A 13,487-nucleotide genomic window follows, 5' to 3' on the forward strand; every position below is an offset into this window, starting at 1 on the left:
AGGATAGAAGAGTGAAACACGAATTCCTGCGCCGAGCCCTGTTCGCGGCGTCCCTGGCCCTGCTCAGCGCCTGCGCGGCAGCGCCTCAAAAGCCCGTCGTCGCCGTACCGCTGCGTCTGCTCGCGATCAACGACTTTCACGGCCAGATCAGCGCCGGCCGCACGCAGGACAGCCGGCCAGCCGGCGGCGCCGCGGTCCTCGCCGGCTGGCTGCACGATGCAGAACGCAGCGCACCGGGGACGAGCCTGATCGTCAGCTCGGGCGATCTGGTCAGCGCCTCACCGCTTGCCTCGTCCCTGTTGCGCGACGAGCCAACGATCCAGTTCATGAACCTGCTCGCGAACTCCGACTGCACGGTCAAGGACAGGCTCGCACCGCGCTGCAACATCGTCGCGACGACCGGCAACCACGAGTTCGATCGCGGCCTCAGTGAGCTCAAGCGCCTACACCAGGGCGGCGAAGCGAAGAGTGGGCCTTCGATTGCGACGCCCTGGCTGGGCGCGCGCTTCCCGTTGGTCTCAGCCAACGTTGTCGATGCGGCGAGCGGCCAGCCCATCCTGCCACCCTATGCGATCAAGCAGATCCCGTACAAAGCCGCCGACGGCAATGAGCGTTCGATCCCGGTCGCATTCATCGGCGCGACGCTGCGTGAAACGCCGGCCATGGTCGTCCAGTCGGGGGTCGCCGGCGTGCGCTTTCTCGACGAAGCTGACTCGATCAACCGCTACGTGCCCGAGCTACACGCAAAAGGGATCAGAGCGATCGTCGTACTGCTGCACCAGGGCGGCCGACAGAGCGCCTACCCGGGGCCGACCGACCCCTACCGCGCCTTGCCCGTCGGAGAGGAACTGCGGGCGATCGTCGATCGCCTCGACGACGAGATCGACGTCGTCTGCGCGGCCCACACGCACGCCTTCATGAATGCGCTGATCCCGAACGCGCACGGCAAACCAATCCTGGTCACCGAGGCCTGGTCCTACAGCACCGCCTTCGCCCAGCTGGATCTGACTCTGGATCCGGCGAGCGGCGATGTCGTCAGGAAGACCGCGCGCATCCAGCCCGCCTGGGCCGACGCCGGCATCAAAGCCGATGCCGCGGCGGCGGAGCTGGTCGCGCGGGCCGAGGCGATCGTCGCGCCGATCGCGAACCGGCTGCTCACGACGACGGACCGCGACTTGCTGCGCAGCGAGATCCGCGACGGCGAATCGCTGATGGGCGATCTAGTCGCCGACGCGCAGCGCGAAGCGGGCCACTCCGACTTCTCGTTCATCAACAGCGGCGGCCTGCGCAACGACCTGCGCGTCGTCCGGCCCCGTCCGGCCGGCCTGCCCTCAGGCGCGATCAGCTACGCCGATGCGCACTCCGTGCAGCCTTTTGCGAACTCGCTGGTCAGGATGAGCCTTTCCGGGGACGACATCTACGCGCTGCTGCAGGGGCAGTTCAATGCCGACGGCAAGAGGCTGCACACGCTCTATGTGTCCGGCCTCGTCTATCAGCTGCGGGACGGCAAGGTCCTCGAAGTCAGAAAGGACGGCAAGGCCCTGAACAGAGCGGCCCGTTACACCGTCACGGTCGCGAACTTTCTCGCCGAAGGCGGCGATCAGTTCGAGCTCTTCAAGAAAGGGCAAGATCGCAGCACAGTGGGCGGCGATCTCGATGCGCTGACCGATTACCTCGACCTCCATTCGGAGGGCGGCAAGCTGGTGCTTCCCGCCGACGAAGCGAGAGTGATCAGCGAGTGATTCGAAAAGGGCTGGGAGAACCCAGCCCTGCAAGTGGCGTGCGTCAGGATAGCGAACTTGCCCTGAATGTAAGCTTGCGGAGCCCTCCGCCGCGACTCACTCGCCGTCCTGCTCCGGGCGATACTTTTTGAGCTTGTACCAAAGGGTGCGTTCGCTGATGTCTAGCAAGGCAGCCGCCTTGGCCTTGTTGCCCTCGGCCTGAGCCAAGGCCTCATCGATCAGACTCGCTTCGAGTTCCTCGACCGCCTGGCTCAGCGGATGGGCAAGCTTCGCCGCTGCGGCCGGCTTGGCCGGCACGGCGGCTCGTTCGGCGTCGGGGTGCGATTCGAGCAGGAAATGCCCGGTCTCGAGCAAACCGCCACCACTGAGGATCAGCGCGCGCTCGACCATATTTTCGAGTTCCCGGACATTGCCCGGCCAGCCATAGGCCTGCAGTGCTGCCAGTGCGCTGGCACCAAGCCGGGTCTGATCCGCAGCATGGCCATGCTTGACAATGAAATGTTCGACCAAGCCGGGGATATCGGAGCTCCTCTGGCGTAGCGGCGGCAATTCGATGGACACGACATTGACGCGGTAATAGAGGTCTTCGCGCAGCTTGCCTGCCGCAATCGCGGCGCGCGGGTCGCGATTGGTCGCGGCGATGACGCGGATATCGAGCTTGATCACCCGGTTGCCGCCCAGGCGTTCGATGCTGTTTTCCTGCAGCACGCGCAGCAGCTTGGCCTGCAGCGCCATCGGCATCTCGGTCAGTTCGTCGAGAAAGATGGTGCCACCATCGGCCAGCTCAAACTTGCCGACCCGGTCCTTGAGCGCGCCGGTGAAGGCGCCCTTCTCATAGCCGAACAGCTCGCTCTCCAGGATGTCGGCCGGAATCGCCGCGCAGTTGATCGGCACGAACAGCTGCTCGCGACGTGGCGAGGCGTTGTGCACGGCGCGCGCCGCCAGCTCCTTGCCCGTGCCGGTTTCGCCAACGATGAGGACCGAGGCACGGCTTGGCCCGACGCGCTGGATCAAGCCGTAGACATCCTGCATCGGCTGGCTGGTGCCGATGAAGGCGTCCCAGCCACGACCGATCTCCGCGCGCAGAAAGGCGTTCTGGCGCGCCACCTCGGCTCCGCTGAGCGCACGCCCGACGGCCAGTTCCAGCGCATCGATGTCGAAAGGCCGGAGGATGTAGTCGCAGGCACCGTGCTTCATCGCCGTCACCGCGGTCTCGATCGAGCCATGCGCAGTGATGACCATGACCGGAACATCGGACTCCTGAGCGCGCAGCTGGGCGAGCAGCTCGATACCATCCATCTCCGGCATGCGCAGGTCGGTGATCACCAGGTCGATGGCCTGGACGGCGAAGACCTCAAGCGCCTCCCGCCCGTTGCCAGCGTCGAAGACCTTGTGGCCCATCTTCTGCAGCATGATTTCGAGGACGCGACGCATCTTCGGCTCGTCATCGACCACCAGTATTTGTCTGTCTTTCATCCCGATCAGGACTCCCCTGCCTGTTGCCGCGGCAGCCGGATGCGGAACAAGGCGCCGCCCAGCTTGCCTTCCGTCGCTTCGATCTCGCCCCGATGCGCCGCGACGATCTGCTGCACGATGGCCAGGCCGAGCCCGACTCCGCCCTCGCGCTTGAAGAAAAAGGCCTCGAAGACCCGCGCCCGCTCGGCCGGATCGATCCCCGGACCGTCGTCGGCGATCTCGATATAGATATGCTCGCCGTCGTCGTGCGAGGCGACATCGATGCGCCCGCCATGATCGAGGATCTGCAGGCCGTTCATCAGCAGGTTGAGCAACACCTGCGTCATCTGCTCCTCATCGCATTCGACGACGGGATTGCCGGCGAGCAAGGACTCGCTGACCACCACCTGCTTCTTCGCCATCTGCGCCGCCAGCATCGCGACGCTCTGGCGGATCAATTCATGCATGTCGACCTCGCCATAGGACGGCACGCGTGGCCGAGCCGTGTCGAGCATCGCCGAGACCAGCCGGTTCAGGCGTTCGGTCTCGCTTTCGATGAAGCCGATCAGCTCGTGGCCTTCCTCGCTGATTCCCGCTTCGCGCTGCAGCATCTGAGCCGAGGAACGCAGGATGCCGAGCGGCGTGCGCACCTCGTGCGCAATGATCGACGACATCTCACCGACCACGGCAAGTTTTGACGCGCGCACCAGGTTCTGCTGCGAGAGGTCGATATCGCGCACCATCTGCACGAAGGCCTCGGTCAGTTCTCCAACCTCGCCACTGCCAGCCGCCGCCGGCGCCTGCAAAACCTTGTTGCGCATGTAGCCACGGGTAAAGGTGGTCAGCCCGACGATCGGCCGCGCGATTGCACGGCTGACCCAGGTCGCCAGAAAGACGGTAACGACAGCGACGACACCGAGCAGCACCAGCACGATCCAGGCGATCCGATGCACCGGTGCGAGCGCTCGATCGACCGGCTGGATGACCAAGGTCGTCCAGCCCAAGCCGCTAAAATGGGCATAGGCATGCGAGCGCGCGGCACCGACGAACACCTCGGCATCAGCGATCGGCGCCCCATCCTGGGTCAGAGTTTTGCCGCTGGCCGCAAGCCCCCGCCAGGCAGCCAAAGCTTTGCCGAGCAGCAGGCCGCGCTTGCGGATCTCGCCTGAGGCGGCGATCAGCCGCCCCTCGCCGTCGAGGATCGCGAGCATGCGGTCCTCGCCCGCCGCCTGGTCGAGCACGTCGTAGATGTCCGTCCAGTCGAGTGTCAGGCGCAGCGCGCCCAGCCGCTCTCCAGTGAACATCGAGGTAATCGGCGAGCTCATCACGAGGGCGCGACCGCCGGCCTCGTCCGGTAACTCGAGCTCGACCTCGGCCCCCGAAAGTGTGGTTTTCAGCCAGACCGGCCGGCTGTCCGCAACATGGCCGAGCTGCCCGGCGTCGCTGCTGCTGATGAGCCGCCCTTGCCGGTCCGCGCAGGACAGGTTCAGGTACACATCCCGGTAGCCGAGCTGCAGATCGGCCAGGAAACGGGAAAGCCTTTTATCGACATCGCGGATCTGCAAGTCCTGCATGATGTCGAGCCGGCTCCAGGTCGCCGCGTTCTGCAGGCGCTCGAACATCATCTTGTCGACTTCACCTGCGACGCCCGCCGCCTGCACCGTCAGGTTGCGCTCGACTTCCGCCCGCACCGTCTCGCGCGCCTTGACAAAAGCCAGGCTGGCCAGAAGTATGGCTGGCACGAGGCCGACGCCAAGAAAGGCGACGAGTAGGGTTTTGCGGATGTTCAATGGGGAATGTGTCGTTAAATGGATCAGTTGGAGAACTTCGGCAATGCCCGAGTATACGGAAAAGACGCCGCCACGCCCCTTGTCCAGCCGCATCGACAACGCTTTCCGCAATTTCTCCCGCGCCTGCATACATGGACTCGGCTGATTGCACTCGCTAGCCTGATCCTGGTCGGACATTCGGCCTGGGCCGACGATGACACGCGCGAAGCGCTCACTTATCGTCTCGGCGAGGGCCTGCACCTGCCCGGCACCGGCTTGGGCCTGGGCGGCTATTCCACAGTCACCGCAGACAAGCTGCAGCACTCTCCAGCCCGGGCGAAGCTCGACGACATCAGCCTCTTCCTCTGGTGGGAAGGCGAAGGGCGCTGGAAATTCTTCTCCGAATTCGATTATGAAAACCTCCTGAGCACCCATGATGCGGAGCGGGACGGCGACGCCCCCTACCTCGCGCTCGAACGCATCTATATCGACTACGCGTTCGCTGATGCCGCCAAGCTGCGGGTCGGCAAGTTTCTGACGCCGATCGGCAGCTGGAACCTGATCCATGCGACGCCGCTGGTGTGGACCAGTTCGCGCCCGCTGGTCACCCATCAGACCTTCCCGAGCAACGTCACCGGTCTGATGCTGAGCGGCACGCTGAGCGGCCAGAGCGGCACTGAATACGCGCTGTATGCGTCGAGCGGCCAGGAAATCCGCGCCAATCCCGACCTCGATCCGTTCAACGAGGTGGTCGGCGCACACCTGACCCTGCCCCCTGTTGGCGGCGCCCGGATCGGCCTTTCCTACGCCAGCTTCGAGCAGAAACAATCGCGGGACGAAACCAAGCAACTCTATGGCATCGATTTCGTCTGGTCGAAGGATCGCTACGAAATCAGCGCCGAAGGCGTTTATCGCTTCTCGAACAATGGCCGTGCCAGAGACGAAAAGGGCGCCTTCGTGCAGGTGGTCGTGCCGCTTGGCGAAAAGCTCTACGCCGTCGGCCGCTACGAGAATTTCCGCAAGGCGCTCGCGCTCTCGACCACCGAACTCTGGGTCACCGGCCTCAATTACCGCATCGCCCCAGCCTTCGCCCTCAAAGCAGAGTGGATTGGCAGCCGGCACAACAGCATCGGCGCGCCGGAAGGATTCATGTCCTCGATCTGCGTGCTGTTCTGAGGCCGGGCATGTTGAAAATCCTTTTGCTGCTCGGCGCCTTATCCTGTCTCGTTCTGCCCGTGAGCCAGACGCTGGCCACCGAACGAGCGTTCGCGGTGATTGCCGCACCCGGCGTCAGCGACCACCGCCTGACGCGTGAAACCCTTTCGCTGATTTTTCGTCGCAAGCAGAACTTCTGGGGCTCGGGCTCGCGCATTCACCCAGTCAACCTGCCACCGTCCCACCCACTGCGCCATGTCTTCTCGCAAGCCATCATCGGCCTGCCACCGGAAGCCATGGAGGATTACTGGCGAGAGATGTACTTCCACGGCGTCCTGCCACCGCATGTCGTGGCCTCGGAAGAAGCGGTCGTCCTCTTCGTCAGCAGCACACCGGGCGCCATCGGCTACATCTCGGCCTGCCCGGCCGAGCGCAAGCTCAACATCGTTCTGCTGGTCGGCGACGTCCCCGGCTGCACTCGGTAGCACTGCAATTTTCGTAGACAAGACTTGCAGAGCCCGGCTGCGGGTGGGCCATGGCGGCCTCGGGGAAAGTTCGCAGGGGGAGGAAATTCCTCCATCGAATCAATCATCTGGAATCGAATTTCGGCCTCTTTTGCGAGCTGGCATCGGTATTGCAATGTAAGCGGCATCCGTCTTGTGGCCTGCGCCGCACACCCTGCCGAGGAATGCCATGTCAGCCGTCCCGAACACCCTGTCGCCGCCGATCGAGATCCGCGCCTCGCTGCGCGCGCTGCTCTCCTTCCTTCTCCGACGCGAAAGCGCCGCCCCAGCGAAGCGCCGAGCCCCGGGGCGGCACGCCAGCAGCCCGACCTTCGAGCTGATCGAGCACGCCGGGGCTGACCGCGTTCAGGCCGAGCAGTTCATCAGCCAACGCTTCGCCGAAAGCTTCGGTTCGCGCGTCGAAAGCTTCATGCCCCGCCTGTTCAGCCTGCGCAACGAGCATGGCGAGATCTGCGGCGCCTTCGGCCTGCGTTCGGCCAATCGCAAACTCTTCCTCGAGCAGTACCTCGATCTGCCCATCGAAAAGGCCATCGCCGCCCGCCAGGGCTACTCCGTCGAACGCCAGTGCATCATCGAAGTCGGGCATTTCTCCGGAAGCTTCCCGGGCGCCGTCCGCGCGATGATCTGCCTGCTCACCGAGCTCCTCTACCGTGAGGGCTATACCTGGGTCAGCTTCACCGGCACGGCCAGTCTGCGCAATGCCTTCACCCGCATGGGTCTTGCCCCCCTCGACATCCAGGCGGCCGAAGCCGAACGCCTGCCGGCCGACGAGCGCGCCGCCTGGGGCAGCTATTACGAACACGCACCGCATGTGCTGGTGGGCAATATCAAGGAAGGCTACGGCGCGCTGATCGAGCGCGCGGCACGGATCGGCCATCGCCGGGAGCATGCCGCATGAGCACGATCATCGCCGCGCTGCGCCGACATGCCGAAATGACACCGCAGCGCATCGCCATGCAGGATAAGGATGGCGCGCTCAGCTATCGCGAGTTGCTCGCCACGGTTGAACAGCTCGCCGCCCGGCTGCACGCGGCATCGCCGCGCGTGCTCGGCCTGCTCGCCGACAACGGCCGCGCTTGGGCCGTGGCCGACCTGGCAGCTCTGGCCGCCGGCATCCCGCTGATTCCGTTGCCCTTGTTCTTCTCGCCGGGCCAGATTGCCCATGTGATCCGCACCGCCGGCATCGACCAGGTGTTGACCGACCATCCGGAACGCCTGAGCGCGGCGCTGCAGCTCGATCCAACAAGCGCCGAGGCGATCCATCGCGGACTGCGGATCCTTCGCCTGCCTGACGCGGCGGGCAACGAAATGCCCCCCGGCACGGCCAAGGTGACCTTCACCTCGGGCACCACTGGCGAGCCCAAAGGCGTCTGTCTCGGGCGGAAAGAGATGGAAACGGTGGCCGAATCGCTGCGCGAGGCCAGCGCCGCCCGCCGCGAAGACCGCCACCTGTGCCTGCTGCCCTTGGCGACGCTGCTCGAAAACATCAGCGGCATCTATACGCCGCTACTGGCTGGCGCGACGATCTGTCTGCCCAGGCTGGCCGAGGTCGGCTTGGCCGGCAGTTCCGGCCTCGATGTCGGCCGCCTGATCGCAGCGCTCGGGCACTGGCAGCCGAGCACCGCCATCATGGTTCCGCAGATGCTGCAGGCCGTCGTCACGGCGGCACAGGCCGGCGCCCCCCTCCCGAAAAGCCTGCGCTACCTGGCGGTCGGCGGCGCACCGGTTGCCAGACGCCTGATCGACGATGCACAGGCCCTCGGGCTGGCTGTTTTCGAAGGCTATGGCCTGTCCGAATGCGCCTCGGTGGTCGCCGTCAACCGACCGGACAAGAGCCGCCCGGGAAGCGTTGGCCGGCCTCTGCCGCATCTGCGCATCGCCTTCGCCGACGATGGCGAAATTCTGATCCACGATGTCCGCTGGCGCGGCTACCTAGGTGAACACGCCGCGCCGCACAGCGCCGACTGCATCGCCACCGGCGACCTCGGCCATCTCGACGCCGACGGCTTTCTCCACCTGACCGGACGCAAGAAGAACATCTTCATCACCTCCTTCGGTCGCAACATCGCACCGGAGTGGGTCGAACGCGAACTGGTCTCGCGCCCGCCCATCCTGCAGGCGGCGGTCTTCGGCGAGGCCCGCCCTTTCAACTGCGCGGTGATCTTCGCCCACCCGGCGGCGACGGCGGAGCGCATCGATTCGGCGCTGCAGGAAGCCAACCTGCAGCTTCCCGACTATGCCCGCGTCCACGCCTGGATACCGGCCGTCGCGCCATTCACGCCGGCCAACGGCATGGCAACGCCGAACGGCCGCCTGCGGCGCAGCGACATCTTCGTCGCCCATGCCAAGCAGATCGAAACCCTCTACCCACTCTGAATCCGAAGGCATCCGATGAGTTTCTACCAGCATCTACAACAGGCCACGGCCACTGAACGCACGTCCTTGCTCGGCGCCCCAATCATCGGCGCCGCGCTGAGCGGCCAGGTCAATCGCCAGCAATACATCGCCTTCCTGCAGCGCGCCTTCCATCACGTCAAACACACCGTTCCGCTGCTGATGGCTTGCGGGGCCCGCCTGCCCGACAGCCAGGAGTGGCTGCGCAGCGCCGTTGCTCATTACATCCAAGAGGAGATCGGCCACCACGAGTGGATCCTCAATGACATCGCGGCGGCCGGCGGCGATGCCGAGGCCGTGCGCCACAGCCAGCCCGACTTTGATACCGACGTGATGGTCGCCTACGCCTACGACACAGTCCTGCGGCGCAACCCGGTCGGCCTGTTCGGCATGGTCTATGTGCTCGAAGGCACCAGCGTCAAGCTGGCCAGCAGTGCCGCCGGCGTCCTCGCTCAGGCGCTCGACCTGCCGGCCAACGCCTTTTCCTATCTGAGCAGCCATGGCGCTCTGGACATCGAACACATCGGGGATTTCGAGAACGTGGTCGACAAACTTGATGACCAGCACGACCGGCAGGCGGTCGAAAACTGCGCCAAGGTCTTCTTCCGCCTCTACGGCAATGTCTTCCGCAGCATCCCCGCAGGAGAACAGGCGTGAACATCTCCACCAGCACCATCCTGATCACCGGGACCAGCGGCGGCATCGGTGGCGCCATCGCCCGCCAGTTGGCCCCCCGGGGCGCTTCGCTGATCATCGTCGACCGCGACGCGGTCCGCGGCGCGCAGATGGCCACCGAGCTGCGCAAGGCCGGCGCCAAGGCCTTGGTACTCAACGGTGAGCTCTGCGAAGCCGATGTGCCGGCCCGCCTGGTGGCCAGCGCCATCGAACTGGCCGGCGGCATCGACATCCTGATCAACTGCGCCGGCGTGCAAAACTTCGGATTTTTTGCCGATGAAGCCAGCATCGACACCACGACGCTGTTCAAGGTCAATACCCTTGCCCCGATCAATCTGATCAACGCCGTGCTGCCGCACATGCTGGCGAAAAAACACGGCCAGATCGTCAATGTCGGCTCGATCTTCGGCTCGATCGGCTTCCCTTGCTTTGCCAGCTATTCGGCCAGCAAGTTTGCGCTGCGCGGTTTCTCCGAAGCCCTGCGCCGCGAATTGAAGGGAAGCGGCGTCGGTGTCACCTATGTGGCGCCGCGCTTCACCCGGACGCCGTTCAATCGCGACGGCGTCACCCGGATGGCTGAGGCCCTGAATATGAATCAGGACGAGCCGGCCAGCGTTGCGGCCAGCGTCATCAACGCGATCGAGCACGACAAACTGGACCGCTACCTCGGCTGGCCGGAAAAGCTGTTCGTACGCATCAACTCGATTTTCCCCCGCCTCGTCGACTCCTCGCTGATGAAGCAAGTCGAGCAGATGCGCCCCTTTGCCACGCAAACCGGCCGCTGATCCGGCCCGATTACGGAGAGTCCCATGTACCGCAAAACCATTGCCGCCACCTTGCTGCTCGCCTGCCTCAGTGGCGGCGCCCTGGCCGCCCCGGCCAATCTTGACGAGGCCATTGCCGATATCGCCCATCGCTGGGCCAAGGTCAGCTACCAAATCCCCGAGGCCAAGCGCGAAGCGGCCTTTGTCGGCGTGATCAGCGAAGCCCAGCAAGTCGTCAAGGCCTTCCCCGGCAAGGCCGAACCGCTGATCTGGCAGGCCATCGTGCTGTCCAGCGCAGCGAAGGCGCAGGGCGGCCTCGGCGCGCTGGGCAAGGTCAAGCAAGCGCGCGAGCTGCTGCTCAGCGCCGAGAAGATCAACCCGACGGCGCTCGACGGCTCCATCTACAACTCTCTGGGCAGTCTTTATGCCAAGGTGCCAGGCTGGCCGGTCGGCTTTGGCGACAAGAAAAAGGCGCGCGAATACCTGGAAAAGGCTCTGGCCATCAACCCGAACGGCATCGACCCCAACTACTTCTATGCCGACCTGCTGGCTGACCAGGGCGAGTACGCGAAAGCCGTCGAACACTTGAAGCGCGCCCTCGCCGCCCCGCCCCGCCCGCACCGCGAGGATGCCGACGCGGGCCGGCGCCAGGACGTCCAGCGCCTGCTGGAGAGCATCCGCCAGAAACACGGCGACCAACTGGCCAGCAAGTGAGCTCGCCAGCACGCTGCGAAATGCACGGATGTTTCACGCGTGAAGTCAGCGACTGATGTGAAAAGGGCTGGGAGAACCCAGCCCTGCAAGTGGCGAAGTCGCACTGCCCGGTCAGCTTTTCGCTTCGAGTACTTCCCAGCGTTCGAGCAAATTAAGCAGTTCTTCTTCGATCGCTTCCAGCCTCTGGTTCATCGCCGGTACTTCCTGGGGCCGGTCACGGTAGATAGCCGGATCGGCGAGCTGCTGCTGCAAACCGGTCTGCTCGGCCTCCAGCGCCGAGATCTTTCCCGGCAGCTGTTCGAGCTCGCGCTTTTCGTTGAACGAGAGCTTGGCGGCGCGCTTGTCAGCCTTCTTTTCCGGCTCGACCGGCTTCGCCGCGGGTTTGGGCGCTTCCTTGAGCCGCGCCGCGGCCTCGTTATCCTTGACCCGTTTCCAGTCGTAATAGCCACCGGCGAATTCTCGCCAGAGTCCATCGCCATCGAACGCGATCGTCTGGGTCACGACGTTATCGAGGAAGGTTCGGTCGTGGCTGACCAGGAAGATCGTGCCATCGTAGTCGGCGAGCAGCTGTTCGAGCAGCTCCAGAGTCTCGACGTCGAGGTCGTTGGTCGGCTCGTCGAGCACCAGGATATTGGCCGGCTGAGCGAACAGGCGGGCAAGCAGCAGGCGGTTGCGCTCCCCGCCCGACAGCGACTTGACCGGCGAGCGGGCGCGCTGCGGCGAGAACAGAAAGTCCTCCAGATAGCCGATCACATGCTGGCGGCTCTTGCCGATCTCTATCCAGTCGCTCCCCGGGCTGATCACGTCGCGCAGCGCCATCTCCGGATCGAGCTGGGTACGGAACTGGTCGAAATAGGCGATCTGCTGACGGGTGCCGCGGCGGATCCGCCCTTCGTCGGGTTCCAGATCACCGAGGATCAGCTTCAATAGCGTCGTCTTGCCGGCTCCGTTCGGCCCAATCAGACCGATCCGGTCGCCGCGCATCAGCCGGGTCGAAAAATCGCTGATCACGGTCTTGTCGCCAAAGCGTTTGACGACGTGTTCGAGCTCGGCGACCAGTTGGCCGCTGGAATCCCCGCGGTCGAGCTGCAGGCTCACGTTGCCGACCCGTTCGCGCCGCGCCGAGCGCTGCACTCGCAGTTCCTCAAGCCTCTTGACCCGACCTTCGTTGCGGGTCCGTCTCGCCTCGACCCCCTTGCGGATCCAGACTTCCTCCTGGGCCAGGAACTTGTCGAAGTCGGCCGAGGCCTTCGCCTCGATCTCCAGCATCTCGGCCTTGCGCTTCTGGTATTCGGAGAAGCTGCCCGGGAAGCTCGCAAGCTTGCCGCGATCGAGTTCGACGATCCGGGTCGAAACCGCGTCCATGAAGGCACGGTCGTGGGTGATCACGACGACCGCGCCGCGGAAGGAGCGGATCAGCTCTTCGAGCCAGGCGATCGCGTCGATGTCGAGGTGGTTGGTCGGCTCGTCGAGCAGCAGCAGATCCGGCTCGCCGGAGAGCGCGCGGGCCAGCGCGACGCGCTTGATGCCGCCCCCCGAGAGGCTGGAGACGGTCGCAGCCGCATCGAGCTTGAGCCGGTCGACGGCCTGCTCGACCTTGTGGTGCAGGGTCCAGCCGTCGCAGGCGTCGAGCTCGTGCTGCAGCGCTTCGAGCCGGGCGAGCGCCGCATCCCCTCCGCTCGCGAGCTGCTGGGCACAGACGTGGTATTCGGCAATCAGGCGCGCCGCATCGCCGACCCCGTCGGCCACCGCCGCGAACACGGTCCGCTCGAGATCGAAGTCCGGTTCCTGGGATACATAGGCAACCTTGAGACCGGGCTGACGCCAGATCGTGCCGTCGTCAAGTTGCCCACCCGCAGGGTGGGCAACTTGCCACGATACAGCCTGACGCCTGACGGCGTCGGAAATTTGCCCCCCTCGCTCGCGAGCTTCGCCCTCTTCGCGAGGAGCGTGGTCCAGCTGGCCGGCGTCAGGGCGGGAGACGCCGGCCAGGGCGCGCAGCAGGCTGGACTTGCCGGCTCCGTTGCGGCCGATCAGCGCAACCCGCTCGCCGGGTTCGAGCACCAGGTCGGCATGATCGAGAAGCGCAACATCGCCAAAAGCGAGGCAGCCCGAAGCGAGGGTCAGCAGAGGCATCGAGGAAATCCGGCGGCAAAAGCGTGATTCTACCCGTTCCCGGCTGGGCTTCCGCCGTCTCCCGCTCTGCCTGTTTTTCAGGCAACGCGGGAAAACTCAGCGAAAACAGGCGCTTGACCGGACACTGCGCAACTTGTCCACAGCCTTGCCCACGTTTTC

At 65.0% G+C, this 13,487-nt stretch carries 11 protein-coding genes; 8 read left to right on the top strand and 3 right to left on the bottom strand.

Annotated features, from left to right (window positions below):
• Positions 1-11 precede the first annotated feature (11 nt).
• Entirely contained in the window at positions 12-1,742 is a 1,731-nt protein-coding gene (locus tag ACHFB9_RS10050; protein WP_417066862.1) for a bifunctional metallophosphatase/5'-nucleotidase, read from the top strand.
• 96 nt (positions 1,743-1,838) lie between these two features.
• On the opposite strand, the gene ACHFB9_RS10055 is transcribed toward ACHFB9_RS10050, so the two are convergent.
• Together ACHFB9_RS10055 and ACHFB9_RS10060 are read right to left on the bottom strand one after the other, a co-directional pair.
• The gene (locus ACHFB9_RS10055) at positions 1,839-3,218 is read right to left on the bottom strand and encodes a sigma-54-dependent transcriptional regulator (protein WP_417066863.1); all 1,380 of its coding nucleotides are present in this window, start codon (positions 3,216-3,218) and stop codon (positions 1,839-1,841) included.
• 5 nt (positions 3,219-3,223) lie between these two features.
• Positions 3,224-4,987: an ATP-binding protein gene (locus ACHFB9_RS10060; RefSeq protein WP_417066864.1), complete on the bottom strand. Its 1,764-nt coding sequence runs from the start codon at positions 4,985-4,987 to the stop codon at positions 3,224-3,226.
• Positions 4,988-5,005: 18 nt separating this feature from the next.
• Here ACHFB9_RS10060 and ACHFB9_RS10065 point away from each other — a divergent pair, with 18 nt between their 5' ends.
• The 7 genes from ACHFB9_RS10065 (at position 5,006) to ACHFB9_RS10095 (ending at position 11,192) form a co-directional block, all read left to right on the top strand.
• Positions 5,006-6,142 carry a hypothetical protein gene (locus ACHFB9_RS10065; RefSeq protein WP_417066865.1) on the top strand — a complete coding sequence of 379 codons (1,137 nt, stop codon included), beginning with the start codon at positions 5,006-5,008 and terminating at the stop codon, positions 6,140-6,142.
• An 8-nt stretch (positions 6,143-6,150) separates the two neighbouring features.
• Positions 6,151-6,606 (top strand): hypothetical protein, encoded by a 456-nt coding sequence (locus tag ACHFB9_RS10070; protein WP_417066867.1) that lies wholly within the window; start codon positions 6,151-6,153, stop codon positions 6,604-6,606.
• 208 nt (positions 6,607-6,814) lie between these two features.
• Positions 6,815-7,543 carry a thermostable hemolysin gene (locus tag ACHFB9_RS10075; RefSeq protein WP_417066869.1) on the top strand — a complete coding sequence of 243 codons (729 nt, stop codon included), beginning with the start codon at positions 6,815-6,817 and terminating at the stop codon, positions 7,541-7,543.
• The gene (locus ACHFB9_RS10080; RefSeq protein ID WP_417066871.1) at positions 7,540-9,021 is read left to right on the top strand and encodes an AMP-binding protein; all 1,482 of its coding nucleotides are present in this window, start codon (positions 7,540-7,542) and stop codon (positions 9,019-9,021) included. Before ACHFB9_RS10075 ends, ACHFB9_RS10080 begins: the two co-directional genes overlap by 4 nt.
• 15 nt (positions 9,022-9,036) lie before the next feature.
• Complete coding sequence (locus tag ACHFB9_RS10085; protein WP_417066872.1) at positions 9,037-9,696, top strand: TenA family transcriptional regulator; 660 nt, start codon at positions 9,037-9,039, stop codon at positions 9,694-9,696.
• The gene (locus ACHFB9_RS10090) at positions 9,693-10,499 is read left to right on the top strand and encodes an SDR family oxidoreductase (RefSeq protein ID WP_417066873.1); all 807 of its coding nucleotides are present in this window, start codon (positions 9,693-9,695) and stop codon (positions 10,497-10,499) included. Before ACHFB9_RS10085 ends, ACHFB9_RS10090 begins: the two co-directional genes overlap by 4 nt.
• A gap of 24 nt (positions 10,500-10,523) precedes the next feature.
• A complete protein-coding gene (locus tag ACHFB9_RS10095) occupies positions 10,524-11,192 on the top strand; it encodes a tetratricopeptide repeat protein (RefSeq protein ID WP_417066875.1) in 669 nt (222 codons plus the stop codon).
• A gap of 111 nt (positions 11,193-11,303) precedes the next feature.
• Here ACHFB9_RS10095 and ACHFB9_RS10100 read toward each other — a convergent pair whose 3' ends face one another.
• On the bottom strand, positions 11,304-13,328 hold the full coding sequence (locus ACHFB9_RS10100; RefSeq protein ID WP_417066877.1) for an ATP-binding cassette domain-containing protein: 2,025 nt from the start codon (positions 13,326-13,328) through the stop codon (positions 11,304-11,306).
• Positions 13,329-13,487 lie beyond the last annotated feature (159 nt).

This window comes from Niveibacterium terrae, assembly GCF_048213115.1.
Classification (GTDB): Bacteria; Pseudomonadota; Gammaproteobacteria; order Burkholderiales; family Rhodocyclaceae; genus Niveibacterium; species Niveibacterium terrae.